The organism is Ramlibacter sp., from assembly GCF_028291745.1.
Taxonomy (GTDB): domain Bacteria; phylum Pseudomonadota; class Gammaproteobacteria; order Burkholderiales; family Burkholderiaceae_C; genus Ramlibacter.
The window spans coordinates 1-25,163 of the sequence record NZ_JAQGNQ010000046.1; the positions used below are offsets into that span (position 1 = coordinate 1).

Below are 25,163 nucleotides of genomic sequence, written 5' to 3' on the forward strand. Positions count from 1 at the left end.
CCGCGTCTTCTTCCGCTTGCCGGCGTACTCCGCGTCGGAGAAACTGATCTGGCTCATCGCGCAGGCTCCTTTGCGTCAATCAACGCGCCGCGGCATGATCGGTGGACTTGTTCAGACTTTCCCTAACGCGAGCCCATTGCGGCCAGCCTCGGCGACGACGTCATCGAGCTGACGGATCCCCCAGGAGAGATCACGTGCCCGCAAACTTTCGTCGAACGCGAGATTGCTGGGCGCCGTCGGCACGTCGTTTTCGAAGTAGGGGCCGTACGTGACCAGCATGCCCCCGGGCGCGAGGTGGCGCGCCGCTCCAGCCATGAGGCCCGCGCATGCGCCCCAGGGCGCGATGTGCAGCATGTTGGCGCAGAACATGGCGTCGTACTTCCTCGCAAACGGCCAGCGGGACTCCGTCACGTCGAGTCTCAGTGGGGGTAGTGCGTTGCTCACTCCCGATTGCGCAATCCTCTCGGCGATCACGGGCAGCATTTCCGGATCGAACTCGGTCGGCTGCCATGTCCACCGTGGCAGGGCCGCGGCGAACCAGACGGTGTGCTGACCCGTGCCCGACGCGATCTCCAGGGTCGTGCCGCGCTCGCCCAGGAGGGATCTGAGCTGCGCAAGGATAGGCTCCTTGTTGCGGTCGACGGCAGGGCTGTGAAGGAGGCTTGGCATGGGAACAGACGCCTCAGGATATCGGACGCGGGGCTGACCCGGACGCCTGTAACCCGGCCGGGCTGTTCAGCCCGAATTCCCGGTTGGTGTTGCGCCAGGCCAGGTAGTCGTCGAACGCGCGATCCAGCAGGTAGGCGGGTTCGTACCCGCCATCGCGGCGGATACGTGCGATGCTCATGGGAGAGCGCATGGCGGCCTTGGTGCGTCCCAATGTGCATTCTTCCAGCCGATCGGTCAGGCGGTAGTTGAAACGCGGAAAGCGTTCCTGCAGGCGGCGGCACCAGCCTTCCACCGACCAGCGCATGCCCGCGGACAGGTGATAGACCGGTTCGGGTGTTTCGGGCAGGTCCAGCAGGGCGATCAGCCCGAGTGCCACGTCGACCGAGTAAACCCAGTCGTCGGCCGTCTCGGTGTGAATGACGACTTCAGCGCCGTTTTCTGCGGCGCGCAGCAGTTGCAGGGCCATGCTCAAGCTATCGCGTACACCGGTTTCGTACTCCCATCGTCCGAACACCGTGCCCAAGCGCACAACGGTCAGGTTGAGTGCGCGCGTCTGCCGGTAGCGCAGTCCCGTGCGTTCGGCGGCAAATTTGCTGATGCCGTAGAGCGATTCAGGCAGGACGACGCTGGTCTGTTCGTCGAGCATGTCGCCGGACTTTCCGGCGGCGCCAAAGATCGAGCCCGTGCCCAGTTGCACGACGCGGCGCACCTGATGGCGCAGGGCGGCTTCCAGCACTTCGACGGTGCCCAGCAGATTGACGGTGAAGATATCGCGCGCGGCGCGTTTTTCACGCGCCAGGTCGGCGGTGACGGCCGCGCCGTGAATCACGCGGTCGATCGTGTGCGCGCCCAGCGCGGCGTCCAGGTCCGACGCCTGGCTGACGTCTCCCGCCGCAAGCAGCAGGCGCCCCGGCTCCCGTTGCAGCGCCGCGAGAGCGGCGGCGGGCGGTGGCGCCGGTCCGAAGAGCACCACGTCATCGCCGCGCTTGAGCAATTGCTCCGCCACGTTCAGGCCGACAAAACCCGCTCCGCCTGTAATCAGTACTGCCATGTTGCGCCCTTCATCAGGTGCGGGCCTGTTCAAGTCATCGGTGTTGTCGGATCAATCGAGATGGATGTTGGCAGCGGTCGTGACCTTCTTCCACTTCTGCACTTCGCTGGCGATGAAGGTCGCGCCTTGCTCCGGCGTCAGGACCAGCGGCTCGACGGCCATGGCGGCCAGGCGGTTGACGTATTCCGGATCGGCGACGATCTTGCTGTTCGCGGCCCGGAGCTTGGCTCGGATGTCGGCCGGCGTCTTGCTCGACACCGCAATGCCCCACCAGGTGCTGGAAACGATCTTGGGCAGGCCCAGTTCGGCAAACGTCGGTGTGTCGGGCAGGACCTTCAGGCGGGTGTCGTTGGCCACGGCCAGCACCCGCAGCTTGCCGGACGCAATATTGCCTTGGAGCGTGGTGAGGTCGTTGACCGTCATGTCGACTTCACCGGTGAGCACGGCCAGGGTGGCCGGGCCGCCGCCTTTGTAGGGCACGTGCATGATGTCGGTGCCGCTTCCGTATTTGAAGAGTTCGCCGCCCATCTGGACGATGCTTCCCGCGCCGGCCGACGCATAGGTGAGTTTGCCGGGATTTTTCTTGGCCAGCGCGATCAGTTCGGCCACTGTCTTGACCGGCAGGCCGTTGCGCACGGCCAGGACGTGCGGTGCCCTGGCGATCAGGCCGATCACCGAAAAATCCCTGCCGAAGTCATACGGCAGGTTCTTCATGATGAGTTGATTCACCGCCATGGTGCTGGTGGTGCCGAACAAGATGGTGTAGCCATCGGGGCGAGCGCGGGCGACAGCCTGCGTGCCGATGATGCCTGCGGCACCGTCCCGGTTTTCCGTGACGACGGGCTGTCCCAGGAGCAGGGACAGGCGCTGTGCGTAGAGCCGGCCTACGGTATCGGCCGGGCCGCCGGCGGGAAACGGAATGATCATCTGGATCGGCCGGATCGGGTACTCGCCGGCGGCAAGTACGCTCTGGCTGCCAGCAACTGCCGCGAGCAGCAGGGCCGCGGCCCACGGCATGGCGCGCAGGCGCTGGTGGAAGAAGCGCAAGGACTGCGCCAAACGATGAATCGCCGTCATGAAATTCTCCAACAGGGTGAGACGAGTGAACTGAAAGTTTGAAAGTGCGTTGATCGGGACGAGCGGCGCTTAAACGGATCCGGTCTCGCCAAAGCTATGCACGCAGGGCGCATAAGCTATCCGAGATGCAGTGAATCCCCCGGCGTGCAGGCTGTGCGAGAGGCGGTCGAAACCGGCCTTGGAAATGTCGGGATGGGACGCCCAGACTTGGTCGCGGTAATAGCGTTCTATCGACGCGCGAAGAAGCGCAGCAGGAACGTCCGGGAAAAACGGCGCGGCGATGCGGGCAAGTTCGACGGGTTCGTTCGCGGCCATCCAGTCCTGCGCCGACTGCAGGGCGCGCGTCAGGCCGGCAAAGGCGTCGCGGTGGCGCGCGAGTCCGTCGCGCGAGCAGATGAAGGTGGTGTAGATCGTCGGTCCGCGCTCGCAGGCGGCGTACAGCAGCCGGCCGGCTCCTTCGGCCAGCGCCTGGCTGACATACGGCTCGAAGAACTGGCCGACATCGAGCTCGCCATCCCTGAGCGCCTGCAGTTGCTCCTGCATGGTCAGGCCCGTCGTGACGCGGTTCGCGGCGATCATGGCCGCGGGGTCGGTCCCGGCGTCCTGCAGGTCGGCCTGCAGACACAGCCAAGGCGTCGGCGCTTCGGACACCACGCCCAGGCGCAGGCGGGCCAGCGCGCTCAGCTCAAAGCTGGCCGGCTCGGGCTTGCCGACCAGGTAGAACGGGTCGCGCGCGACGACCGCGCCGAAGCACACCAGAGAGGCGCCGTCCGCCGGCGTGCTGTCGTGGTCTTTCATGACGCGCATGGGGCCGCCCCAGGTCAGGTCGATCGTCCCGCGTTTGACGTCATCGATGGCGCCGCCCGGCGCGCCGGGCGCGAGCCATTCGATGTCCACGCCCTCGCGGGCCGCCAGGTTCAGGGCCTTTAATGCGTAAAGGGGAGCATAGAAGACGGCCCGAAAATTTTCTGCCAGTGTCAATTTCATGATGCGCAGGCCGAGGGCCTGATTCGTGGGGTTGTGTTGTTGACGGGGTTCACAGGCCGGGCTTCGCTGCAGGCCGATCGGCTGCGATGCAGCGATGTCCGGCGCCATGTGCGCCTGCGGTCGGTTACGAGGCCATTCCTGTCGCCTTGTCGGTGGCCAGCGCGTAGGAACGTAGCGGCCAACGTCCACTGTCGGCCTGAGCCATGAATGCGCCCAGGATCCGGTTGAACTCGTCGGGGACCTCCGAGTTGAGCGTATGCCCGCAGTTCGGAATCACGCTCATCACTGCCGAGGGGATCGTCGCCTTCATCATGAGTGCTGGCCCCAGGCAGGGCGTGTCCTCATCGCCGTTGACAATGAGCGTTGGCAGCTTGAGATTTCTCATCTTGTCCCTCAGTGAGTACAACGAGGGCCTGTGAAGTTGCACCCCGAGCTGGGTGTTTGCCAGCCCCAATGCCGATTGCATTGCCAGCGTCTTCTGGAACTCTGCATACCCCCGAGGATCGTTCCGCTCGAACGACAACCGCGTCGGCCCTCTCGAATACTTCATCGCGAACGCCTCGATGCCCTGCTCGAGCAGCAGCGCCGCAGTGTTTCTTGTTTCGCGCTGGAAGACTTCCTGCTTCTCCGGCTCCGCACCGTAGCCGGCGCCGGCCACGCACAGCGAGCGGGCGCGCTGCGGATGATCGAGGCCCAGGTGCAAGGCGGCAAAGCCTCCCATGGAGAGTCCGACGATGTGTGCGCGGGCTACGCCTGCGTGATCGAGCACGGCGATCGCATCGTGCACCGCGCGCTGCTGCGAGTAGCTGGCCGTGTCAGTCGGAACTTGCGAAGGAGGGTAGCCGCGGGCGTTGAAGGTGATGCACGAGTACCACCGGCTGAAATGCCGGACCTGGGCCTCCCAACTTTGGCAAGTTGCCGCGAATTCGTGAATGAAAATGATGGGAGTGCCGGTGCCGGTGACCTCGTAGTACAGATCAACGCCATCGTCAGTTCTGGCGAACGTCATTTCGTTTCTCCACAAAAGGTGCATGCTTCATCGCGCTGCCGCTGGTGGTTTGTTCAGGGGCGGGGAAACCACGTCTGCCCTTGGGTCAGTAGAGGCTGAAGATTCGTTCGAGGTCGGGCTTCCCGTGGGAAAGAGCGAGCGTCAGAAGAATCCGGGCCTTCTGGCAAGTGAGGTTGTCGGCACCGACAATGCCGCAGCTCTTCAAGTCCTGGGCGACATGCGCGCGACCGGACCCCGCACGGGTTGAAACGACGATCGCGATCCCGTCCTTCAGGGCTTGAATGCACGCAGCCTTTTGCGCAGGGGACAAGCGGCCTCCAGGGAATCCGGCCACCACGATGCCCTTCGCACCAGCTGCAGCCAGAGCCCGCACAACTTCCCCGTCCTCGCCGGCATAGGAGTAGGCGATGTCGACCCGCGGCAACAGCGGCAAGCGTTCGACGTCGAACTCCGTGTCGGGGTAGCTCCTCCTGGTGGGCCGTCGGTAGAAGTTCACGCCATCCCCATTGACCTCGCCGAGAATGCCGAAGTCCGGAGTGCGGAACGCGTGCAGGCGTGAGGTCGCCCCCTTGGTGACGTCGCGCGCTGCGTGGATTTCGTCGTTGAGGCACACGAGGACGCCCATGCCTCTTGCAGCAGTGCTGCCGGCGACGCGGATCGCATTCAGCAGATTCAGGGGGGCATCGGACGAAATGGCACCCAGGGGCCGCTGCGATCCGGTGAGCACAACGGGCTTTTCGGTCTTGAGGCAAAGATGCAGGAAATAGGCTGTTTCTTCCAGCGTTCCGGTTCCGTGGAGGATCACGAAGCCATCGACCTCCCCGTGGTTCTGCTCGAAGCTGCCGACAAGCTGCACGATAGCGCGCCAATCCGCATAGCTCACGGAGGTCGAAGAAGCGGCACTGAACCGAACGGGGTGAATGTCCGCGTACTGCTTCGCCTCGGGCACGGCGTCAATCACGTCTTCGACATTCAGGGTCGAGCCAAACGCCATGTAGTTCACCAGGTCGAGCGAACCCAGTGTGCTGCGCGTGCTGATGGTCCCGCCTGCTCCGATGACGGCAATCCTTGGCTTCTTGGCCTTTGACGAAGACACAGGCCCGCCGAGGCTCGAGTCGCTAGGGGTATGATTGATCACAGAACTTGCCTAAGTGCATCCACTTCATCACTGAGTGTACTCACTTTGAGGCGTCGGTGCCTCGATCACTCGCGAGCAAAGGTATGAGCATTTCCACAGGTTCCGAAGTCCGTTCAGCGCGGGAGCGCAAGGCGGGCGATGAGCAAGCAAGCCGGCCCGACCAGAGCCTGCCGTTGCAGGTTGCCGAGAAGGTCAAGGAAATGATCTATTCCGGCGAGGTCAAGCCCGGGGAGCGGCTGAATGAGGTCGCCCTCGCGGCCAGAATGGGTGTCAGCCGCGGGCCGGTGCGAGAGGCCATCCGTATCCTCACTGGCTTCGGACTCGTGACCCCCGTGCTCAATCGCGGGGTGTATGTGCGCGAGCTGACGGTCGGGGAGATGGTCGAGATTTCAGAGCTCAGAGCCGTCGTGTTCGGGTTCATCGCCGGCACGGCGGCCGAACAGCGATCGTCCAGGGACGTCGAACATCTGAAATCCTTGATCGAGAAGATGGGTGCCGCGGCGGAGGCGGGCGACGGCGATCGGTATTACCGCTTGAACCTGGAATTCCACGCTGCAGTGGTGACTCTTTGCGGCAGCCGGAGGGCGGCTCGCGTGTACTCTGACTTCGTCAAGGAACTGCATCTCTTTCGCCGCCAGAACTTCGACAACCCCGGCAACATGCGCAAGTCGCAAAGTGAACACCGCCGCATCTACGAGGCCATCGCAGCCGGCAGCAAGCCGGATGCTGTGCGCGAGGCAGAGCAGCACATCCTCGCTGGCTGCCAGAGAATGCTCAGGGACGAGGTGCGTACCTAGGCGGCAACGCGGCATGGCCGGCGACTGGGCGTGTTTTCCCGGAACGGCAGCGTGCGCTCTGCTCTTCCCGCAACAAGGGACTTCAGGCGTCGGGCTCGATCGCCGGTACGGTCAGCTCGCGCCCGACCATGGCGCGGGCGTAGAAGTAGTTGTTGCGGGCTCTTTCGCTCAGGTCGTCCAAAACGACGAGGCCGTTGCAGTCGCAGGGAAATGCATAGCCGCGACCAGGCTCGAACAGCGAGCGGAAACAAAGCCTGAACGGGCTGAAGGACTCCGCCATGGAAATCTCCTCGTACATCCTTCCGTACTCAACGCGACAATTGGCACGCAGGAAGACCGCTGCATGCAAAGCGACGGTGAAGATCGAGAGCAGGGCTGGTCGTTGCCCACCGAATTCGAACGCCGTTCGGTCACCGCCGCTCTTGGCCGGAAGCGACGTACGCCAGGATCTTCCGAGGAGCTCTCGTGTCCCCGGGGATGATCCGGGCAGCGACACATCGACTTGGTGATTGCCTGTGGCGCGCGCTTCCGGCCGCTGGGAGACGTACGATCCGGCCTTCTCGTTCGCCCGATGCAGACATTCCCTGGCGTCCGAGAAGCCCTGCTTCCATGCCACCCTGCCCGTGGAAGGAGGCGATGTGCAACCTGAACTCGATGAGGTGAACCAACCATGTGCGATGTGAACGACCAGGAAGAACTCAAGAAGTACACCCGCCGTGATTTCGCAGCATGGGCCGCATCCGCCGGCCTGCTGACCACGCTGCCCAGCGTGGCCAATGCCGTGACCGTGGCTGAACGCGAAGTGACCATCACCACGCCGGATGGCAATTGCGACGCGTACTTTGTCGCTCCCAGCTCCGGCCCGGCGCCCGGTGTTCTGGTGTGGCCCGACGTGTTCGGTCTTCGCCCCGCCTTCAGGCAGATGGGGCGGCGGTTGGCCGAATCGGGCTACAGCGTGCTGGTGGTGAACCCCTTCTACCGGCAGATGAAGGCGCCTACCGCGCCGCAGGGCGGCAAGACGCCCATCGCCGAAGTGATGCCGCTGATGCAGGCGCTGACGCCGACCATGCACCTGAGGGACGGCAAATCCTTCGTGGCCTGGCTCGACGCCCAGCCCGAAGTGAACAAGGCGCGCAAGCTGGGTACCACCGGCTATTGCATGGGAGGACCGATCGCGGTGCGCACGGCGGCCGTGGCGCCCGACCGTGTGGGCGCCGTCGGAAGCTTCCACGGCGCCGCCATGGTGACCGCCGCACCCGACAGCCCCCATCGCCTGGTGGCCCAGACGAAGGCGCGTTACCTGGTTGCCGTGGCCGAAAACGACGACGCGAAAGACCCCCAGGCCAAGGTCGCGCTGCGCGATGCGCTCGCCGCCGCAAAGCTGCCGGCCGAGGTGCAGGTGTACCCGGCCGCCCATGGCTGGTGCCCGCCCGACACCCAGGTCTACGATGCCGCCCAATCGGAACGCGCCTGGGCGCGCCTGCTGGCGACATTCAGCCAGGCGCTGGCCTGATCACGGCCATCGGTGGCCATGCGGACCTTGCCGGCAGTTCGGTAGGGAGCGGCCGGCCGGTCCGTACCGTGATCTGCCTTCTAACGGGTGCGCCCGGTGTCTGCGTCGATGACGATCTTGCGGATCTCGCCCTGCGCCGTGAGAACCGTGACGCGCCAAACCACAGTGTTGTCCACGTGCAGCCCGCGCTCCACCGCGAGCACGCGGCCAGAAGCCACGCGCTGAGCAAGCGAGACCGCCTGATCGCGATCCACCCCCGCCCAGGCGGCCGGCATGAGGAACAGCAGTCCGAGAACGAGGGCGAAACTGGACAGGGTGATGCGCGGCATGAGGGCTCTCTGGTTGATGTGCGTTCAAGATAGCGCGCCATGCCTGAACGATCGATGAACGAGACCTTGGACCCAGTCCCGCTTCAACGGGAGATGCGCGGGCAGGGGGAGGGCTGACATCCAGGCCCAGGTCACCGCGGCTCTGCGCCGTCTGCAACCCGGCGTGCGCTCGGAATGCTTATCGCCGCTCTCCGAGAGCTCCGTGCCAGTTGGCCGGGTCCAGTCGGTAGTACCGACTCAATTCGGTGTACAGCGCAGGATGCACGTATCTCATCGCCTGCGGCAGCTCGAAGAACACCTCGGAGCACACGGCGAAGAATTCCGCGGGGCTGGTCGCGCCATAGTGCGACAGGAGCGTCTGTTCCCCGAGCGCCGTGTTGCGTTGGTGCTGTTCGAACTCGTGGCTCATGACGGCCGCCCATCGCTGGCGCTGCGATGGACTGGCGAAGGTGAACGGTGCGCCGTTGGCCCCTCCCTTGGCTTGGTCCAGCTGATGGGCGAATTCATGAACGACGAGGTTATGCCCCGGGCCGGCGGGTGCAAGCACGTCGGCCCAGGACAGTACGACCTGGCCGAGCGAAGACGATTCGCCACGCAGGACATGTGCATGTTGATGGACCACACCGTCGGTGCCCACTTGCGCCCGGCGGGCGACAAACTCGCCCGGGTACACGAGGATTTCGCGAAGCTGCGCATAGGCGCTCATTCCTCGCGCAAGAACGAGCAGGCCTGCATGGCCGGCGATGACGACCCGCATGTGCTCGGTCACTTCCAGGCCGGCGCAGCCGATGAATGGCTTGCAGGCGAGAAATTTCAGGACCAGATCTTCATGGGAGTGGCGCAGCACCTCCGGCAGCACGGTGCACAGCGGGACGTGCTCGTGCAACCAGGCCCGCCATTGTTCGGGGAACTCCGTCTCCGGGGAAGCAAGGGGCAGCCAGCTGCGAGCGCGCTGACCGGCTCCGCGCAGGACGGATGACGCGAACGAAGACAGGTTGCTGGCGAACACGACACCCCCAAGTACCTATGGCCGGTAGATGAGCTTGCGCGGCGCGATTTCAAGCGTCCCCGCCGGTCGCTGCCGATGACACCCGATGTCCACTCGGGCGCGGATCACCGGATCCCCGCGCAGAAGCCGCTGAGCTCGGTCAGCTTGCAGGAAAACTGGGCGCGCTTGACAGGCAAGCTTTTACTTGCCTATAGTCAGGCAAGTCACGACTTGCATATTACGACCCGGATGGCGAAGCACTCCCCCGACGACGACCTGCTGTTCAAGGCATTGGCCGACCCCAGCCGCCGCAAGTTGCTGGACCAGCTGCATGCGCACGACGGCCAGACGCTCGGCCAGCTGTGCGAGCACCTGAACATGACCCGGCAAGGCGTGAGGCAACACCTCGATGTGCTGGAGGCGGCGAACCTCGTCGCAACCGTCCGCAGCGGCCGGGAAAAGCTGCACTTCTTCAACCCGGTGCCCCTGCAGGACGTCTACGAGCGCTGGATTGCCAAGTTCGAGAAACCGCGCCTGAAGGCGCTCGCCCACCTGAAACGCAAACTGGAGAAAAGCAATGATTAGGTCGACCTTCGTCTATGTGACATACATCCGCACGACAGCCGAGCGGCTCTGGTCCGCGCTGACCGAAGACGCGGAGTTCATGAAGCAGTACTGGTTCGGCATGCATTGCGAAAGCGACTTCACCACCGGATCCCCTTGGAAGCTGGTGAACGATCGCGGCGAAGTGTGGGACGCCGGTGAGATCGTCGAAGCGGATCCGCCGCGGGGCCTGGTGATCCGCTGGGAACACCAGATGCGCCCTGAACTCAAGGCCGAAGGCGCGTCGCTGTGCAGGATCGAGCTGGTGCCCGCCGGACAGGCAGTGAGGCTCACGATCACGCACAGCGTCGAGCGCGAAGGATCGAAGCTGGTCGAAGCCGTGTCGGGCGGCTGGCCGAAGATCCTGTCGAACCTGAAGTCGCTGCTGGAGACGGGCACGATCGCCCTCGAAGAGCCGTACCGGAACAAGCAATGAACATCGCCCGCAGGTTGTTCGCAGCAGGGGTCGCACTGCTGGTCGCGGTGAGCCCCGCGGCGGTGCCATCGGCGCCGCCTGCGCGGCCGGTCAGCATCGTCCTTGTGCACGGCGTTCTGATTGACGGATCGAGCTGGCGCGGCGTGTACGACGTGCTCACCCGGCGCGGCTTCCGCGTGAGCGTGGTGCAGCAGCCGCTCACAGGCTTCAGCGACGACGTGGCCGCGACGAAGCGCGTGATCGACCAGCAGGAAGGCCCGGTCGTGCTCGTGGGTCATAGCTATGGCGGCGCGGTCATCACGGTGGCGGGCACCGACCCGAAGGTGAAGGCGCTGGTCTATGTGGCCGGGCTGCAGCCCGACGTTGGCGAGACCGCCGGGGAGGTCGCCCCGCCCAAGCCGGCCGCAGGCAAGCACCTGACCGCGAGCAACGACGGCTTCGTCTTCCTCCACCCTGCCCATTTTGCGCAAGACGTCGCGGCCGACCTGCCCAAGGCGCAGGCCGACTTCATGGCGCACGCACAGATGCCGGTGGCGGCCGCGGCCTTCAGGGTGAAGATGCCGGCCGCCGCCTGGCACGACAAACCCAGTTACGCCGTGATCGGCACGCAGGACCGCGCATTGGACATCGAGCGTGCGAAGTGGATGGCACAGCGTGCTGGCTCGAAAGTGACCTTCGTCAATGCGAGCCACGCCGTGCTCATCTCGCAGCCGCGCATCGTTGCAGGCGTCATCGAAACCGCCGCGCGATCCGTCCACTGACCTTCACCTGGGGCGACTCGCGCCGATCGGTCCATCCGCTACCCGACTCGTCGACTTGCGCTACGAAGGCAGCGATCAGTCGATCCGCGCCGAGGCCACCTGAGAAGTCCCACTGACGCAATCGCACACTGGGGATGATCAGGCAGTCGCCGCGCGCCGCGCGGCTTCGATTTCTTCGGTTCCTGCCACGCGGGGTGCCGCGACCGGCTCGCCGCTCGCGGAGAACAGGGGCGTCGACTTGTACGCGCCGGTCAGGCGCATCCCGGTCAGGCGCATGACCATGCGCAGGAAGTGCAGCTTGCCGGGAAGCGCCGTGTCCGCCGGTACCGCTCCGTGCGCGCTCTTCGTGTAAATGCGAATCTCGACCTGCGGAAACGACCGCTCCAGCGGATCGGGCTGGCGCAGGCAGGTGTGCACCAAACCGACATAAGGCAGCTTCCAGTCGCGTGGCGTGTTGGCCACCGGCGTGTCGCAGCAGGCAGCGTACCAGCGTAGCAGCCCGCGGGGCGACAGCGAGACGCAGGCGAGGTGCTCGCGTCCGGCGGTAATCGCAAGGTTGCTCGCGGGAGTGGCGATCACGTCCGTGCCGCCGGCGGCATCGAGCACCTGGTCGGCACGCCGCAGCAGGTGCGCATACGTCTGACAGTCGCGGCAATAGCAAACAGCGCGCATGGCGCGCCGCGGCTGCACGATCTCGCCACGGACTTGGCCGCAGGTGCACTGGATGCGGTGAGTCATGGACGCATTGTGCTTCGCCCCGGTGGATTGCGCGCGGTTGGAGCGTCGGCGTCGTTAGCCTCCGATGCTCCGACTTGCAGTCGGCCACCGTTCCCCGCCGAAGTGCCGCAGGAAGTGGTCGTCGCCGCATCCACCGCCGCCGGTACGAAACAAGCGGAAGCTGCCAAGGCGTTCCATGCAGGCCCTGCAGGTGCCGACCAGTGCAGGCCTGCACGTTAAGACACGTCGACGACGTGGTTTCCGCCGGTGGCTGCAGGGCAGCAGCATACTTGCGGCGCAACCAAGCCCCGCCGCACCCAACGCCCTGGATGTGCAAGCCGATAAGGAGACCTCGCGATGACGACTCCCACGACGCAAGCCCAATCATGGCTGGACACCTTTGGCGAGGCACTCGCCCGCGGCGACGCCACCGCCGCTGCCGCCCTGTTCGAGGAAGACTGCTACTGGCGCGACCTCGTGTCCTTCACCTGGAACATCAAGACCGCCGAGGGTCGCGAAGCCGTGCGTGGCATGCTCGAGGCGACCCTTGCTGCGACCCGGCCATGGCACTGGCGCGTCGAAGGGGAGGCGAGCGAGGCCGGCGGCGTGACCGAAGCGTGGTTCACCTTCGAGACCGCCGTGGCGCGCGGCAAGGGCCTGCTGCGGCTGAAAGGCGATCGCTGCTGGACGCTGCTCACGACCATGGTCGAGTTGAAGGGTTTCGAGGAACCGCGCGGCGCCGCGCGAGAGCGAGGCGTCGAGCACGGCGGGCAGCCAGGCCGCAAGAGCTGGGCGGAGCTGCGCGCGCAGGAGGCGGCCGAGCTCGGGTTCACGAAGCAACCTTACGTCCTGATCGTCGGGGGCGGCCAGGGCGGCATTGCGCTCGGGGCGAGGCTGCGTCGCCTCGGTGTGCCGGCGATCATCGTCGAGAAGAATGCCCGGCCGGGCGACAGCTGGCGCAATCGCTACAAGAGCCTGTGCCTGCACGATCCGGTCTGGTACGACCACCTGCCGTACCTCCCCTTCCCGGACCACTGGCCGGTGTTCAGCCCGAAGGACAAGATCGGCGACTGGCTCGAGATGTATACCCGCGTCATGGAGCTGAATTACTGGGGCTCCACCACCTGCAACAAGGCGAGGTACGACGAGGCGGCCGGCGAGTGGGTCGTCGAAGTCGAGCGCGACGGTGTGCCCGTGACCCTGCGGCCGAAGCAGCTGGTGTTCGCGACCGGCATGTCGGCGGTGGCGAACCTGCCGAAATTCGCGGGCGCCGAGAGCTTCCTTGGCGAGCAGCACCATTCCAGCCAGCACCCGGGCCCCGAAGGCTGCGCCGGCAAGAAGGTGGTCGTGATCGGCTCGAACAACTCGGCGCACGACATCTGCGCCGCCTTGTGGGAGCACGGTGTCGACGTGACCATGGTGCAGCGCTCGTCCACGCACGTCATGAAGAGCGCCACGTTGATGGAGCTGGCCCTCGGCGGCCTGTACAGCGAGCAGGCGGTGGCCAATGGGATCGATCACCACAAGGCCGACCTGATCTTCGCGTCGGTGCCTTACAAGATCATGCCGGCCTTGCAGGTCCCGGTGTACGAGGAGGCGAAAAGGCGCGACGCGGACTTCTACGACCGATTGGAGAAGGCTGGATTCATGCTTGATTTCGGCGAGGACGGCTCCGGCCTGTTCATGAAATACCTGCGCCGCGGCTCCGGCTACTACATCGACGTGGGGGCGTCGGAGCTGGTCGCCAACGGCAGCGTCAAGCTCAAGAGCGGCGTCAAGGTGGAGCGCATCAACGCGCATTCGATCACCCTGGACGATGGCACCGAGTTGCCGGCCGACGTGATCGTCTACGCGACCGGATATGCCTCGATGAACGGCTGGGTGGCGCAGATCGTCGACCAGGAAACGGCCGACAAGGTCGGCAAGTGCTGGGGGCTCGGCTCAGGGACGGCCAAGGATCCGGGCCCGTGGGAGGGTGAGCTGCGCAACATGTGGAAGCCGACGCAGCAGCCCGATCTGTGGTTCCACGGCGGCAACCTGCACCAGTCCCGTCACTACTCGCAGTTCCTTTCGCTGCAGTTGAAGGCGCGCTACGAGGGCTTGCCGACGCCGGTCTACGGGCTCGCGCCGTCGTACCACCCGAGCTGATGTGGGAAGCCGCGCAGGCGGAACACCGGGACAGCGCGGGAGATGGGCAATGAGCAAGGAGACACGCCATGGACCTCGGACTCAAAGGCAAGCGGGCACTCGTCACCGGCGGCACCAAGGGCATCGGTCGAGCCATCGCCGATACCTTTGCCGATGAAGGTGCCGGCGTGTCGATCTGCGCGCGCAACCATGGCGACATCGAGGTCGCGGTGGCCGCGCTGAAGAAGAAGGGTGTGCCGGCGTTCGGTCGCGCGGTCGACGTCACTGACGCCAACCTCTTGAACAGCTGGATCACCGCCAGTGCCGAGGCGCTGGGCGGCATCGACGTGCTGGTGTGCAACGTCAGCGCCCTGGCCGTCGGCGACTCGCCCGACACCTGGGCGAAGTCGTTCACCACCGACATGATGCATGCGGTCCATGCAGTCGCCGCCGCGGTGCCTTTCCTCGAGAAGTCGGACAGCGGAGCTATCGTGCTCATCTCCAGCGTCTCGGGTTTCGAGGTCGACTTCGCCGCGGGCTCGTATGGCGCCACCAAGGCGGCGCTGATCCACTACGCCAAGGGCCTGAGCCGCAAGCTCGTCGGCCAGGGCATCCGCGTCAACTGCGTGTCGCCTGGCAACACGTACTTCGAAGGCGGCATCTGGCAGAACATCGAGAAGAACATGCCCGACCTGTACGCGTCGACGCTCGCGGTCAACCCGACGCACAGGTTCGGCACCGCGCAGGAGGTGGCCAACGGCGTCGTGTTCATCGCCAGCCCGGCCGCGAGCCGCATCTCCGGCGCCAACCTGGTGATCGATGGCGCGCTCACCACCGCCGTGTGAAGGAGCTAGCCATGCATGCACTGGCCGACCACACGATCCACAAGAACCACACCCATCACGGCTGGGACAACGCATTCACGCCCTGCCTGCATATCGCGCCGGGCGAGACCATCGAGTTCCAGACGGTCGATGCGTCATCCGGGCAGCTGACGCGCGAGTCGACCGCGGCGGATCTCGAGCGGCTCGACCTCGCGCGCGTCAACCCGGTCACCGGCCCCGTCTACATCGAAGGCGCCGAGCCGGGCGATGCGCTGAAGGTGACCGTGCTGTCGCTTCGGCCTTCGGGCTGGGGCTGGACCGGCAACATCCCCGGTTTCGGGCTGCTGACCGACCAGTTCCCGAATGCCCGCCTGCACCACTGGAACTACGATCCTGGCCTCGCGCCGGCGATGTACGGGCCCGGCGGCTGCGTGCCGCTGCGGCCGTTCACCGGCACGATCGGCGTCGCGCCCGCCGCTCCCGGGCTGCACAGCATCATCCCGCCCCGCAACGTGGGCGGCAACATGGATGCACGCGACATCGCCGAGGGCACCGAGCTGTACTTGCCGATCGAGGTGCAGGGCGCGCTGTTCTCGGTCGGCGACACGCATGCGGCACAAGGCGACGGCGAGGTCTGCGGCACCGCGATCGAAAGCCCGATCGACGTCGTCCTGAAGTTCGATCTGGTGAAGGGCGCGCGGCTGCGCATGCCCCGGTACGTGGTGCCCGGTCCGGTGACGAACCACTTCGACCGCAGGGGCTACGAGGTGACGACTGGCATCGGCCCGGACCTGATGCAGGGCGCCCGGGTGGCCGTGTCCGAGATGGTTGAGCTGCTCAGCCAGCGGTACGGCTACGAGCCCGTCGACGCGTACATGCTATGCAGCGTCTGCGCCGACCTTCGCATCAGCTCCATCGTCGATGTGCCCAACTGGGTTGTGTCGTACTACTTTCCGCGGGTGGTGATCGATTGACGAATCGCTGTCAGTCCTGGGATGGATGCCTCCACACGTGAGCGCACGTCTCGTGGTCACGTCCGGTGCACCCTGACCGTCCCAAGCCGGTTTCAGGCCGGAAGCGGTCGCGACCCCACCGAACAGTGCGACGGTAAATCGCATCGCTGTGCATCGCATCGGCCACGACGGCATCGACGCGTGTGCCGGGAATGCGCGCGCCCTTCCTGCGGCTTTGGAAGCGTGCGCGCAGCGACGCGCGCGCGACGTCTCAAGGTGCAGCCGACTGTCGCGCCGCCCGGCGACCGGGTCGACTCCCGCGGCGCAGCGATCGATCCGAGCAGCGGTGCGGCAGGACCTCGCTCGTCGAACGGCCGCTTACTGGCTCGGACCGCCGTGCAATGCACAGCGGCTGTTCGGGGGCAGCGCCGTTCCGTCGGCGCAGACCGTGCCGACTGCCGGGCCCGCACCCATCTCCGTCGCGCCGTACGAGGAACAGGCGCTGCACAGGGCGGAGACCGCGAGCAAGGCGAGAGAAAGCAGCATCTTCATCGAGAGCTCCTGGTTCGGGTTGTTGAGTGCCCCAGCTTAGGAGACCGAACGCGCGCGAAAGCCAGCGTTCCGGTCGACTGCCTGTAGGAAGATCCGAAGATGGGCAGCCAGGATGCCGCTCGAGATCAGCGCTCGGACATGCGCGAAATTCTCCAGCAGTGTTTCGGTGAGAAGTCCGGTCCGGAGCGGGACGATCGTCCGCTCCTGGCCGCAAGCAGCCTCCAGACCAGGGTGGCGGCGCGCGAGAACGGGTGGTGATAGAGCGTGATGGACATGGCCGGTGGCCTCCCTGCCTCAGCGTACCGCATCGCCGTAGCGGAATTCGCGCGTCATCTCGCCGAGGCGCGAGGCGAGATCCGGCGCCAACGCCAGGTCGACGGCTGCCACGCTGTCGGCGAGTTGCGCGGCCTTGCTCGCACCGATGATGACGCTGGTGACCGCGGGATTGGCCAGCACCCATGCGATGGCCGCCTGCGCCGGCACGGCGCCGTGCTCCCGGACGAGGTCCGCGAAGCTGGCGGAGAGGGCCAGTTCGCGCTCGTGCCAGTAGCGATCCTGGTAGGTGTGCGCCGCCTTGCCCAGCGTGAAGCGCGTGCCCTCCTGCGGCTGCATACCCACCTGGTATTTCCCGGTCAGCATGCCCCCCGCCAGCGGGTTGTAGGGGATCACGGCCAGGCCTTCCTCCTGCGCCAGCGGGAACAGGTCGCGCTCGAACTGGCGGAACAGCAGGCTGTACCGCGGCTGCACCGACACCGGCCTCGCCAAGCGCAGCAAGTCCGCGCGCCCGAGCATCCTGGCCAGCCGCCAGGCCACGAAGTTCGACACGCCGACGTAGCGCGCGCGCCCCGAACGCACGATCGCGTCCAGGGCCTCCAGCGATTCGTCCAGGGGCGTATTCGCATCGTCGAAATGCAACTGGTAGAGGTCGACGTAGTCAGTGCCCAGTCGCTTGAGCGATGCGTCGATCGCATCGAGCAGGTGCTTGCGCGAGTTGCCTTCGTCCCACGCCCGGCTGCCGACACGCCCCGCGGCCTTGGTGGCGATCACCAGGCTGTGGCGCCGCCCTTGCAGCCAGCGGCCGATGATTTCCTCGGTGCGGCCGGCGAGTTCCACGCCGCCGCCGAGGGGATAGACATCGGCGGTGTCGAAGAAGTCGATGCCTGCTTCGAACGCCCGATCCATGATCGAGCGCGAGCTTTCCTCGTCGCACTGCAGGCCGAACGTCATGGTGCCGAGGCACAGGCGGGACACCTTCAGGCCGGTGCGGCCGAATCGCACGTGTTGCATGCGCCGATTGTGTCAGAGGCCACTGCCGAAGAGCAGCAGCAAGCAGCACGCGACGCGAACGTGGCCGCGCGGCTCAGTCGCGCTTTGCGGCGCCTTCACTTGCTCTGGATGCTCCTGGAGAGGATGCTCCTGCGTGGGATGGATCTGCGGCGGATGTTCCTGCTGCGGCGCGGGGGCCGGGCCGCGTCAGTCGCGCGGCTTCGCGCGCATCTTGGCGGCGATGTAGTCGCCATGCGGCACATGCAGCAGGTCCGCCACCTTGCTGATCACCGTGTTCTCCCGCGGATCGGCATGCCGGTCGGCATAGGCCACCTGCCACATCGCCTCGATGAGCGCGATCTTCGAGGGCTGCGACAGCGCCTCGTCCAGCGGATTCGTGAAATGAAAATAGTCCCAGGCCGCAGTCGATTCGCGCTCGGCTTGCTGCAGCAGCGCCGCGATCTCGCCATCGCCCAGCTTGAAGCGTTCGGCCAGGAACGGGGCCGCGGCCCCACGCTCGTCGACGGAGATCCCTTGCGTCGCGCGCATGACCTCAACGAGCAGCACTGCAGCGGCCAGACGCAGCGAGGGCGCGCCGGCGGGGTGCTCGGAGCTGTCAGCCAGGTTGAGCTCGTCGAGAAAAGTCTTGAGACGTTCGAACATGCAGGTTCGATCCGTTTCGCGGCAGAGGGTTCGCGAGGCGTCGGCTGCGTTATCAGGATCGGCTGCGCGGACCGACTCGCCAGATGACGTCGCCCACGTCGTCTGCGACCAACAGCGATTTCCGGTCCGGCCCGATCACCACACCCACGGGCCGCCCGTACGATTGGGTTTCGTCCGGGGCCAGGAAGCCCGTCAGGACATCGCGTGGAGCTTGCCCGGTCGGACGGCCGTTCGCGAACGGCACGAACACCACTCGGTAGCCACTCAGCATGCTGCGGTTCCAGGAGCCGTGCTGGCCGATGACCATCCCGTCCTCGTCGAAGCCGGGCAGCGTGCCGCGCGGCATCCAGCACAGGCCGAGCGAGGCGGTATGCCCTCCGAGCGCATAGTCCGGCGTGATCGCCTCCGCCACCCGCCCCACGTCCTGCGGCTGCACGCGTTCGTCCACCATGCGGCCCCAGTAGCAATACGGCCAGCCGTAGAAGCCGCCTTCGCGCACGGAGGTCAGGTAGTCGGGAGGCGTTTCGTCGCCCAGGCCGTCGCGCTCATTCACCACGGTCCACAGCTCGCCGGTCTCCGGTTGCCAGGCCAGGCCCACCGGGTTGCGCAGGCCGGCGGCAAAGATGCGGGAGCGGCCGCTCGCCAGGTCCAGTTCGACGATGCAGGCGCGCCCTTCCTCGACGTCGAAGCCGAGCTCGCCGATGTTGGTGAGCGATCCCACGCCGACATACAGGCGCCGCCCGTCGCCACTGGCCAGCAGGCTGCGCGTCCAGTGCCCGCCGGGCTTGAAGCTCGCGAGCGGGCGCCCAGCTGCTTCGATCCGTGTCGTGCCGGTGGTGTACGGAAACGCGACCACGCCGTCGGTGTTGCCGACGTAGAACGTTCCGTCGACCAGCGCCATGCCGAACGGCTGGCTCAGGCCTTCCAGCAGCGTGTCGCGGGTCTCCGCGACCCCGTCGCCATCCGCGTCCCGCAGCAGCGTGATCCGGTTCGGGCTCGCGCCGATGGCGGCGGCCCGCCTCATGGTTTCGAACCTCGCGCGGTCGAACACGGTCCTGGGAGGACCGGGCGAGAAGAGCGCCTCCGCCACGGTGACGTCGCCATTGGGCAGCACATGGATCCAGCGCGGATGCTTCAGTCCCGCCGCGAACGCGTTCACCGCCAGCCCCGGCGCCGCGACCGGCGTTTGCCCCGAGGCCCAGCCGCGTGCGGTCGGCATCTTCAGGGTCGGCACGGCGCCTTGCGCGCGCCCCGGCGGGATCCGTGGAGCGCCGCCCACCGCCGGCGGCGGCATGGGCCCCTGCGTCCAGCGCCGCCACACCAAGGCCGCTTCGCCGGCCAGCGCCACGCCGCGGGCGAAGAGGCTTGTTTGTCCGCTCATCGTTCTCTCCTGCTATAGCCCGATCCGATAGATCCGTCGCGCATTCTCCACGAACAGCTGCGCCCGCTCGTGCGCCCCGAAGTCTGCGAGGCACGCAGCGAAGCCTTCGAACATGCTCTGGGGGGAGGCCACGTGAAGCCGCGCGCCGCTGCCGTTTGCGCCATGCGATGCGCGTGCCGGGCGTGCCGTCGGATCCGGGCAGTCGGCTGCAGTGAAGGGCACTGGGGACATAACGCGAGCATAGCGAGAGCGCTCGACGTCAGCCTGTCGTTTCCGTTCGATACGGCGCCGTCCGGCCGCCGCACAGTACGCCGCATGCATCCCCACCGAGATACCTCCGATCACCTTGCGCGCTGGGCGCGAGGACTTGAGGCGCCTCGGCTTCGATCAGCGCCGTGACGCTGTCGGAGATGCTGGGGTTGATGACCAGCAGGCGCATGGACTCAGCCCCGCTTCTTCGGCAGCAGCGAGGGCGCGCCGCAGGGCAGGAAGCGGCCGGCCCCGGCCTTGCCGCTGAAGCGGCTGCCGTCCCACACGACCTCGCCGCGGGCCAGCGTCATGCCGGGCCAGGCCGCCAGGCGCATGCCTTCGTACGGCGTGTAGTCGACCGCGTGGTGCAGCATGGCGTTGCGGATCACCGTCTCGCGCTCGTCCCAGATCACCAGGTCGGCGTCGGCCCCGACCGCGATGGTGCCCTTGCGCGGATGCAGGCCGTAGGCCTTGGCCGGATTGGTGGCGGTGAGCTCGACGAACTTCTGCGGCGTGATGCGGCCGGCCAGCACGCCTTCCGACCAGAGCAGCGCCATGCGCGTTTCCAGCCCGGGGATGCCGTTGGGGATGTGCTGGAACGGCACTTCCTCGCCGCCCGGCTTCTTGCCGGCGGGGTCGTCGAAGTTGAAGGGCGCGTGGTCGGACGAGAACACGGTGAACAGGCCGTCGGCCAGGCCGTCCCAGATCACTTCCTGGTTGGCGCGATCGCGCGGCGGCGGGCTGCACACGCAGCGGGCTCCGCCATAGCTGTCGTCTGTCCCCAGGTCTTCGGCGGTGAGGAACAGGTACTGCGGGCAGGTCTCGGCGAACACCTTCAGGCCCAGCCCGCGGGCCCAGCGGATCTGTTCCACCGCCTCCTTGCCCGAGACGTGCACCACGAGGATGGGCACATCGACCAGTTGCGACAGTGCGATCGCCCGGTGGGTCGCCTCGCGCTCCACCAGCATCGGCCGGGCGTGCGCGTGGTAGCGCGGCGCCGTGCGGCCGGACGCTTCCAGCCGCTTGGTCAGCCACTCGATGCAGTCGGCATTCTCGGCGTGGACCATGGCCATGGCGCCGTGTTCGCGGGCGACGTCCAGCACGTCGAGGATCTGCCCGTCATCGAGCTTCAGGTCGTCGTAGGTCATGTAGATCTTGAAGGACGTGTAGCCCTCGCGGATCAGCGCCGGCAGTTCCTCCTTCAGCACCTTGGGCGTGGGGTCGCTCACGATCAGGTGGAAGGCGTAGTCGACGTGCGCCTTGCCCTCGGCGCGCCGGTGGTAGTCCTCCACCGCGGCGCGCAATGACTGGCCCTTCATCTGGGCGGCGAACGGGATGACGGTGGTGGTGCCACCACAGGCGGCCGAGCGGGTGCCGGTGGCGAAGTCGTCGGCCATGCGGGCCGGCCCTTCCATGGGCTGGTCCAGGTGGCAGTGGGCATCGACGCCTCCCGGCGTCACGGCGCGGCCGGCGGCGTCGATCTCGCGCGCGCCGGGCGCAAGGTCGAGTCCGAGCTGCACGATGCGGCCGCCGCGCACGGCGATGTCGCACAGGAAGCTGTCGCTGGCGGTCGTGGCCTGCGCGTTGCGCACGACCAGGTCGAATTCAGGCATGGAGTCTCGTTCGTGGGTCCGGTCTTCAGGCGGCCGTCCAGCCGCCGTCGACCATCAGTTGGGCGCCGGTGACGAAGCTGGCTTCGCTGCTGGCGAGAAAGAGGATGGCGTTAGCCACGTCCTGCGGCCGGCCCAGGCGCGGCCAGGGCGTGCGGCGCACGGCGCGCTCCATCACTGCGGGGTCGAGCGCGCGGCCGCCGGCGCCGGTCTGGATCTTTCCGGGGGCGACCGCGTTGCAGACGATCTGCTGCGGTGCGTAATCCACGGCGATCTGCCGGGTGAGATAAGCGATGGCCGCCTTGCTGGTGCCGTAGGCCAGGTCCTCGGGCGCGGCGATCATGCCGTGCTGGGAAGACAGGTTGACGATGCGCCCGCGCGCTTCGTCGACGGGCGCCTGCCGCACCATGTGGCGCACGGCGGCGCGGCAGCAGCGGAACACGCCGGTGAGATTGACGTCCAGCACCCGCTGCCAGTCGGCCTCTTCCATCTCCAGCAGGGGCCGCGCGTGGCGCACGCAGGCGTTGTTCACCAGCACGTCGATGCGCCCGAAGCGCGTGACGGCCTGGTCCATCAAGGCCTCGACCTGCGCCGTATCGGACACGTCGGTGCGCTGGAAGATGGCGCTGCGGCCCTCCGCCGCGATCAGCTCCGCGGTCGGACGCCCGCCCTCGACGACCTCGGTGGTCACGTCGGCCACCACCACGTGAGCGCCATGCGCGGCCAGCAGGCGCGCCGTGGCGCGGCCGATGCCGGAAGCGGCGCCGGTGACGATGCACACCTTGCCGACGAGGCGGCGGGCGCTCGGCTCGGGCAGGGCAGCCGTGGGTTCAGGCATGGTGCAGCCACTCCTCGAAATCGTTGGCGGCGGCCGCCAGGTCATAGCGCGGCACGAAGGCCGTGTCCTGTCGCAGCCGGGTGCAGTCCATGGGCGCGCGGTCGTAGGGTGCGTAGTAGTCCACGTTGGCGGGCTCGCCGGCGTCGGCGTTCGCGAGCTGCCAGCGAAAGCCTGGGCGGCGCGCGGCCAGCTGCTCGCACCACTGGGCGAGGGTCCAGCGGAAGCCGGTGGCGATGTTGTAGGTGGCGTGCGATCGGTGCGGCGCGTCCAGCAGGGCGGCCAGGCCAGCGGCGGCGTCGCGCACGTAGAGCCAGTCGCGCAGCCCGGCGCGGGGCAGCACGGCGGCATGTCCCGCGCGCGCCAGCCGCAGCACCTGCAGCGGCGCGCTGGGCGTGTCGCGCACGCCGGTGTCGGCCTCCCACGGGCCGAAGCAGGTGCCGAGCCGGCCCACCACCAGATCGAGGCCCGCGATGTCGGCAAAGCGCCGGGCTGCCGCTTCCGCGGCCTGCTTGGAGATGCCGTAGAGCCCTTCCGGGCGCAGCGGCGTGCTGTCCTCGCACAAGGGCGCGCTGCCGGCGCCGCTGGCACCGTAGGCCGAGCCGGAGCTGGCATGCAGCACCCGCTGCACGCCGCACTCCGCGGCGGCCGACAGCGCCGCCAGCACGCCGCCCACGTTCACGTCGAAGATCGCCTGGGGCGCGGCGCGCTCGCGGCCGGCATCGGCGGTGATCGCGGCCAGCGTGACCAGGCGGTCCGGCGCATGGCAACGCATCGCCTGCCGCAGCGCGGCGGCATCGAGCACGTCGCCGGTCTCGGCGTCGAATCGCCCGGGCAGCGCGGCGAAGGCCTTCAGGGCAGCGGCGGCGGGCGGCTGCAGGTCATAGCCCACGACGTGCTGGCCGCGGGCCAGCAGGTGTTCGGTCAGCGCCAGGCCGACGAAGCCGCTCGCGCCGGTGATGAAGGTCGGCATCCTTGCGTCCTAGGCGACTTTCAGCACGCGCTCGGACCGCTCCCCGGGCTCCGGGCGCGCCAGCGGCTCGGGCCGCAGCAGCGACAGGATGTGGCGCTTGTAGTCGTTGAAGCGCGGGCTGGTCGGATCGCGCGGGCGCTCCAGGTCGACCGGGATCAGCTCGCGGATGCGGCCCGGGCGCGCCGACATGACCGCGATGTGCGTGCCGAGCGCCAGCGACTCGTCGATGGCATGCGTGACGAAGACGATCGTGGCCTGGCTCTCGCGCCAGATGCGCACCAGCTCCGTGTGCATGTCCATGCGGGTCTGTTCGTCGAGCGCGCCGAAGGGTTCGTCCATCAGGATCACCTCCGGATTCATCAGCAGCGCGCGGGCGATGCCCACCCGCTGGTTCATGCCGCCGGACAGCTCGCTCGGGAAGTGATTCTCGAAGCCGCGCAGGCCGACCAGCTCGATGAAGCGCTGCGCCTGCTCGCGCCGTTGGGCCTTGCCGGCGCCGCGCATCGTCAGGTGGAAGGCCACGTTCTCCCACACGGTCAGCCAGGGCATCAGCGTCGGCTGCTGGAACACCACGCCGCGGTCGGAGCCGGGCGCCGTGATCCTCTGGCCGCCGACGGTGACGGTGCCGCTGGAGGGCTGGTCGAAGCCGGCGATCATGTTCAGCAGGGTGGACTTGCCGCAGCCGCTGGGCCCGAGCAGGCAGAGGAACTCGTTGCGCCGCACCTGCAGGCTGACCTCGTCGAGCGCTTTCACGGCGGTGCCGCGCTTCGGGTCGTCGAACAGGCGGGAGACGCGGTCGATGGTGATGAGGGTCATCTCAGGCCTCCCTTGCCTGCAGCGTCGAGCCGTGCTGCCAGCGCAGCACGCGGGCGGCGACGCGCTTGATCGCGAAGTCGCTCAGGAAACCGAGCAGGCCGATGCTGGCCATGGCCGCGATCACGATGTCGTAGCGCAGGAAGTAGTAGGAGTCCCACAGCACGTAGCCGACGCCGCTCTTGACCGCCACCATTTCGGCGGTGACGGTGAGCATCCAGGCCGAGCCGATCGCGATGCGCAGCCCGGAGAAGATGCTGGGCAGGGCCGCCGGAAAAACGATGTGGCGCAGCAGCTTGTGCGGCGTGCCGCCGGTCATCGCGCCGGCACGCAGCAGGTTGCGGTCGCAGGTCTTCACGCCATGGATGGTGCTCAGGAGCACCGGGAAGAAGGAGCCGAGGAACACCAGGAAGATCGCCGGCTTGTTGGCGATGCCGAACCAGATGATGGCCAGCGGAATCCACGACACCGGCGGCACCGGGCGCAGCACCTGCAGCACCGGCTCGATCAGCTTTTCGATGGTGCGCGACCAGCCGATGGCCATGCCGAGCGTCACGCCGAAGAAGGTCGCCAGCCCGAAGCCCGCGAACACGCGGCCCGCGCTTGCGGCCGTGTCGTAGAGCCAGTGCGCGGAATAGGTCTGGGTGTTGCCGTCGGTGCCGACCACCCAGTCGGCCCAGGCCCGCAGCACCTGCGAAGGCGCGGGCAGCAGGGCCGGCGGGAGGATGCCCGAGCGGGAGAAGATCTCCCACCCGATCAACAGCGCCACCGGCACGATGCTCCGTTCGAGGCGTCGATAGAGGTGGACCAGGATGGATGGGAACCGCATCGGGAATCCGTCT

General features: G+C 67.1%; 28 protein-coding genes. 8 read left to right on the top strand and 20 right to left on the bottom strand.

Going from position 1 to position 25,163, the window contains the following annotated elements; all coding sequences use genetic code 11:
- Positions 1-111: 111 nt before the first annotated feature.
- From JWP60_RS06865 to JWP60_RS06890, 6 genes are all read right to left on the bottom strand, one after another.
- Positions 112-669, bottom strand: coding sequence for a DUF938 domain-containing protein (locus tag JWP60_RS06865; protein WP_299788237.1), 558 nt, complete (start codon positions 667-669; stop codon positions 112-114).
- 13 nt (positions 670-682) lie between these two features.
- Positions 683-1,720 carry an NAD(P)-dependent oxidoreductase gene (locus JWP60_RS06870; RefSeq protein ID WP_299788240.1) on the bottom strand — a complete coding sequence of 346 codons (1,038 nt, stop codon included), beginning with the start codon at positions 1,718-1,720 and terminating at the stop codon, positions 683-685.
- A 51-nt stretch (positions 1,721-1,771) separates the two neighbouring features.
- Complete coding sequence (locus tag JWP60_RS06875; protein ID WP_299788243.1) at positions 1,772-2,809, bottom strand: tripartite tricarboxylate transporter substrate binding protein; 1,038 nt, start codon at positions 2,807-2,809, stop codon at positions 1,772-1,774.
- A gap of 57 nt (positions 2,810-2,866) precedes the next feature.
- Complete coding sequence (locus tag JWP60_RS06880) at positions 2,867-3,892, bottom strand: ABC transporter substrate-binding protein (RefSeq protein WP_299788246.1); 1,026 nt, start codon at positions 3,890-3,892, stop codon at positions 2,867-2,869.
- Positions 3,893-3,908: 16 nt separating this feature from the next.
- Positions 3,909-4,793, bottom strand: a complete 885-nt coding sequence (locus tag JWP60_RS06885; RefSeq protein ID WP_299788249.1) for an alpha/beta hydrolase — start codon at positions 4,791-4,793, stop codon at positions 3,909-3,911.
- 85 nt (positions 4,794-4,878) lie between these two features.
- Positions 4,879-5,931: an asparaginase gene (locus JWP60_RS06890; RefSeq protein ID WP_299788252.1), complete on the bottom strand. Its 1,053-nt coding sequence runs from the start codon at positions 5,929-5,931 to the stop codon at positions 4,879-4,881.
- Between the two features lie 83 nt (positions 5,932-6,014).
- Here JWP60_RS06890 and JWP60_RS06895 point away from each other — a divergent pair, with 83 nt between their 5' ends.
- Positions 6,015-6,728 (top strand): FCD domain-containing protein, encoded by a 714-nt coding sequence (locus tag JWP60_RS06895; protein WP_299788255.1) that lies wholly within the window; start codon positions 6,015-6,017, stop codon positions 6,726-6,728.
- An 82-nt stretch (positions 6,729-6,810) separates the two neighbouring features.
- Here JWP60_RS06895 and JWP60_RS06900 read toward each other — a convergent pair whose 3' ends face one another.
- Positions 6,811-7,008 (bottom strand): hypothetical protein, encoded by a 198-nt coding sequence (locus JWP60_RS06900; RefSeq protein ID WP_299788258.1) that lies wholly within the window; start codon positions 7,006-7,008, stop codon positions 6,811-6,813.
- A 390-nt stretch (positions 7,009-7,398) separates the two neighbouring features.
- On the opposite strand from JWP60_RS06900, the gene JWP60_RS06905 reads away from it, so the two are divergent.
- Positions 7,399-8,241: a dienelactone hydrolase family protein gene (locus JWP60_RS06905; RefSeq protein ID WP_299788261.1), complete on the top strand. Its 843-nt coding sequence runs from the start codon at positions 7,399-7,401 to the stop codon at positions 8,239-8,241.
- Between the two features lie 80 nt (positions 8,242-8,321).
- Here JWP60_RS06905 and JWP60_RS06910 read toward each other — a convergent pair whose 3' ends face one another.
- Positions 8,322-8,570 carry a PepSY domain-containing protein gene (locus JWP60_RS06910; protein ID WP_299788264.1) on the bottom strand — a complete coding sequence of 83 codons (249 nt, stop codon included), beginning with the start codon at positions 8,568-8,570 and terminating at the stop codon, positions 8,322-8,324.
- Between the two features lie 178 nt (positions 8,571-8,748).
- A complete protein-coding gene (locus tag JWP60_RS06915) occupies positions 8,749-9,579 on the bottom strand; it encodes a M90 family metallopeptidase (protein WP_299788266.1) in 831 nt (276 codons plus the stop codon).
- Between the two features lie 228 nt (positions 9,580-9,807).
- Here JWP60_RS06915 and JWP60_RS06920 point away from each other — a divergent pair, with 228 nt between their 5' ends.
- The 3 genes from JWP60_RS06920 to JWP60_RS06930 are packed head-to-tail and all read left to right on the top strand — an operon-like array spanning position 9,808 to position 11,358.
- Positions 9,808-10,143 (top strand): helix-turn-helix domain-containing protein, encoded by a 336-nt coding sequence (locus JWP60_RS06920; RefSeq protein ID WP_299788519.1) that lies wholly within the window; start codon positions 9,808-9,810, stop codon positions 10,141-10,143.
- The gene (locus JWP60_RS06925) at positions 10,136-10,597 is read left to right on the top strand and encodes an SRPBCC family protein (protein WP_299788269.1); all 462 of its coding nucleotides are present in this window, start codon (positions 10,136-10,138) and stop codon (positions 10,595-10,597) included. Before JWP60_RS06920 ends, JWP60_RS06925 begins: the two co-directional genes overlap by 8 nt.
- Positions 10,594-11,358 carry an alpha/beta hydrolase gene (locus JWP60_RS06930; protein WP_299788272.1) on the top strand — a complete coding sequence of 255 codons (765 nt, stop codon included), beginning with the start codon at positions 10,594-10,596 and terminating at the stop codon, positions 11,356-11,358. Before JWP60_RS06925 ends, JWP60_RS06930 begins: the two co-directional genes overlap by 4 nt.
- A gap of 138 nt (positions 11,359-11,496) precedes the next feature.
- Here the strand turns inward: JWP60_RS06930 and JWP60_RS06935 are convergent, their stop codons facing one another.
- Positions 11,497-12,096, bottom strand: a complete 600-nt coding sequence (locus tag JWP60_RS06935; protein WP_299788275.1) for a DUF6151 family protein — start codon at positions 12,094-12,096, stop codon at positions 11,497-11,499.
- Between the two features lie 336 nt (positions 12,097-12,432).
- Here JWP60_RS06935 and JWP60_RS06940 point away from each other — a divergent pair, with 336 nt between their 5' ends.
- The 3 genes from JWP60_RS06940 (at position 12,433) to JWP60_RS06950 (ending at position 16,000) form a co-directional block, all read left to right on the top strand.
- The gene (locus JWP60_RS06940; protein WP_299788278.1) at positions 12,433-14,223 is read left to right on the top strand and encodes an NAD(P)/FAD-dependent oxidoreductase; all 1,791 of its coding nucleotides are present in this window, start codon (positions 12,433-12,435) and stop codon (positions 14,221-14,223) included.
- A gap of 68 nt (positions 14,224-14,291) precedes the next feature.
- Positions 14,292-15,047, top strand: a complete 756-nt coding sequence (locus JWP60_RS06945) for an SDR family oxidoreductase (protein ID WP_299788281.1) — start codon at positions 14,292-14,294, stop codon at positions 15,045-15,047.
- Positions 15,048-15,058: 11 nt separating this feature from the next.
- Positions 15,059-16,000, top strand: a complete 942-nt coding sequence (locus JWP60_RS06950) for an acetamidase/formamidase family protein (protein WP_299788284.1) — start codon at positions 15,059-15,061, stop codon at positions 15,998-16,000.
- A gap of 357 nt (positions 16,001-16,357) precedes the next feature.
- Here JWP60_RS06950 and JWP60_RS06955 read toward each other — a convergent pair whose 3' ends face one another.
- From JWP60_RS06955 to JWP60_RS07000, 10 genes are all read right to left on the bottom strand, one after another.
- A complete protein-coding gene (locus JWP60_RS06955) occupies positions 16,358-16,531 on the bottom strand; it encodes a hypothetical protein (RefSeq protein WP_299788287.1) in 174 nt (57 codons plus the stop codon).
- Between the two features lie 294 nt (positions 16,532-16,825).
- Positions 16,826-17,818 (bottom strand): aldo/keto reductase, encoded by a 993-nt coding sequence (locus tag JWP60_RS06960; RefSeq protein WP_299788290.1) that lies wholly within the window; start codon positions 17,816-17,818, stop codon positions 16,826-16,828.
- Between the two features lie 186 nt (positions 17,819-18,004).
- Positions 18,005-18,460, bottom strand: coding sequence for a TerB family tellurite resistance protein (locus JWP60_RS06965; protein WP_299788293.1), 456 nt, complete (start codon positions 18,458-18,460; stop codon positions 18,005-18,007).
- A 52-nt stretch (positions 18,461-18,512) separates the two neighbouring features.
- The gene (locus tag JWP60_RS06970; protein WP_299788296.1) at positions 18,513-19,841 is read right to left on the bottom strand and encodes a sorbosone dehydrogenase family protein; all 1,329 of its coding nucleotides are present in this window, start codon (positions 19,839-19,841) and stop codon (positions 18,513-18,515) included.
- Between the two features lie 259 nt (positions 19,842-20,100).
- Positions 20,101-20,280 carry a hypothetical protein gene (locus JWP60_RS06975; protein WP_299788301.1) on the bottom strand — a complete coding sequence of 60 codons (180 nt, stop codon included), beginning with the start codon at positions 20,278-20,280 and terminating at the stop codon, positions 20,101-20,103.
- A gap of 4 nt (positions 20,281-20,284) precedes the next feature.
- Positions 20,285-21,703, bottom strand: a complete 1,419-nt coding sequence (gene hydA / locus JWP60_RS06980) for a dihydropyrimidinase (RefSeq protein WP_299788304.1) — start codon at positions 21,701-21,703, stop codon at positions 20,285-20,287.
- 25 nt (positions 21,704-21,728) lie between these two features.
- The gene (locus JWP60_RS06985; protein WP_299788307.1) at positions 21,729-22,538 is read right to left on the bottom strand and encodes a glucose 1-dehydrogenase; all 810 of its coding nucleotides are present in this window, start codon (positions 22,536-22,538) and stop codon (positions 21,729-21,731) included.
- Entirely contained in the window at positions 22,531-23,508 is a 978-nt protein-coding gene (locus tag JWP60_RS06990; RefSeq protein WP_299788310.1) for an NAD(P)-dependent oxidoreductase, read from the bottom strand. The genes JWP60_RS06985 and JWP60_RS06990 overlap by 8 nt, the downstream gene beginning before the upstream one ends.
- A gap of 9 nt (positions 23,509-23,517) precedes the next feature.
- Positions 23,518-24,324, bottom strand: a complete 807-nt coding sequence (locus tag JWP60_RS06995) for an ABC transporter ATP-binding protein (RefSeq protein ID WP_299788313.1) — start codon at positions 24,322-24,324, stop codon at positions 23,518-23,520.
- Position 24,325: 1 nt separating this feature from the next.
- Positions 24,326-25,150: an ABC transporter permease gene (locus JWP60_RS07000; RefSeq protein WP_299788316.1), complete on the bottom strand. Its 825-nt coding sequence runs from the start codon at positions 25,148-25,150 to the stop codon at positions 24,326-24,328.
- Positions 25,151-25,163 lie beyond the last annotated feature (13 nt).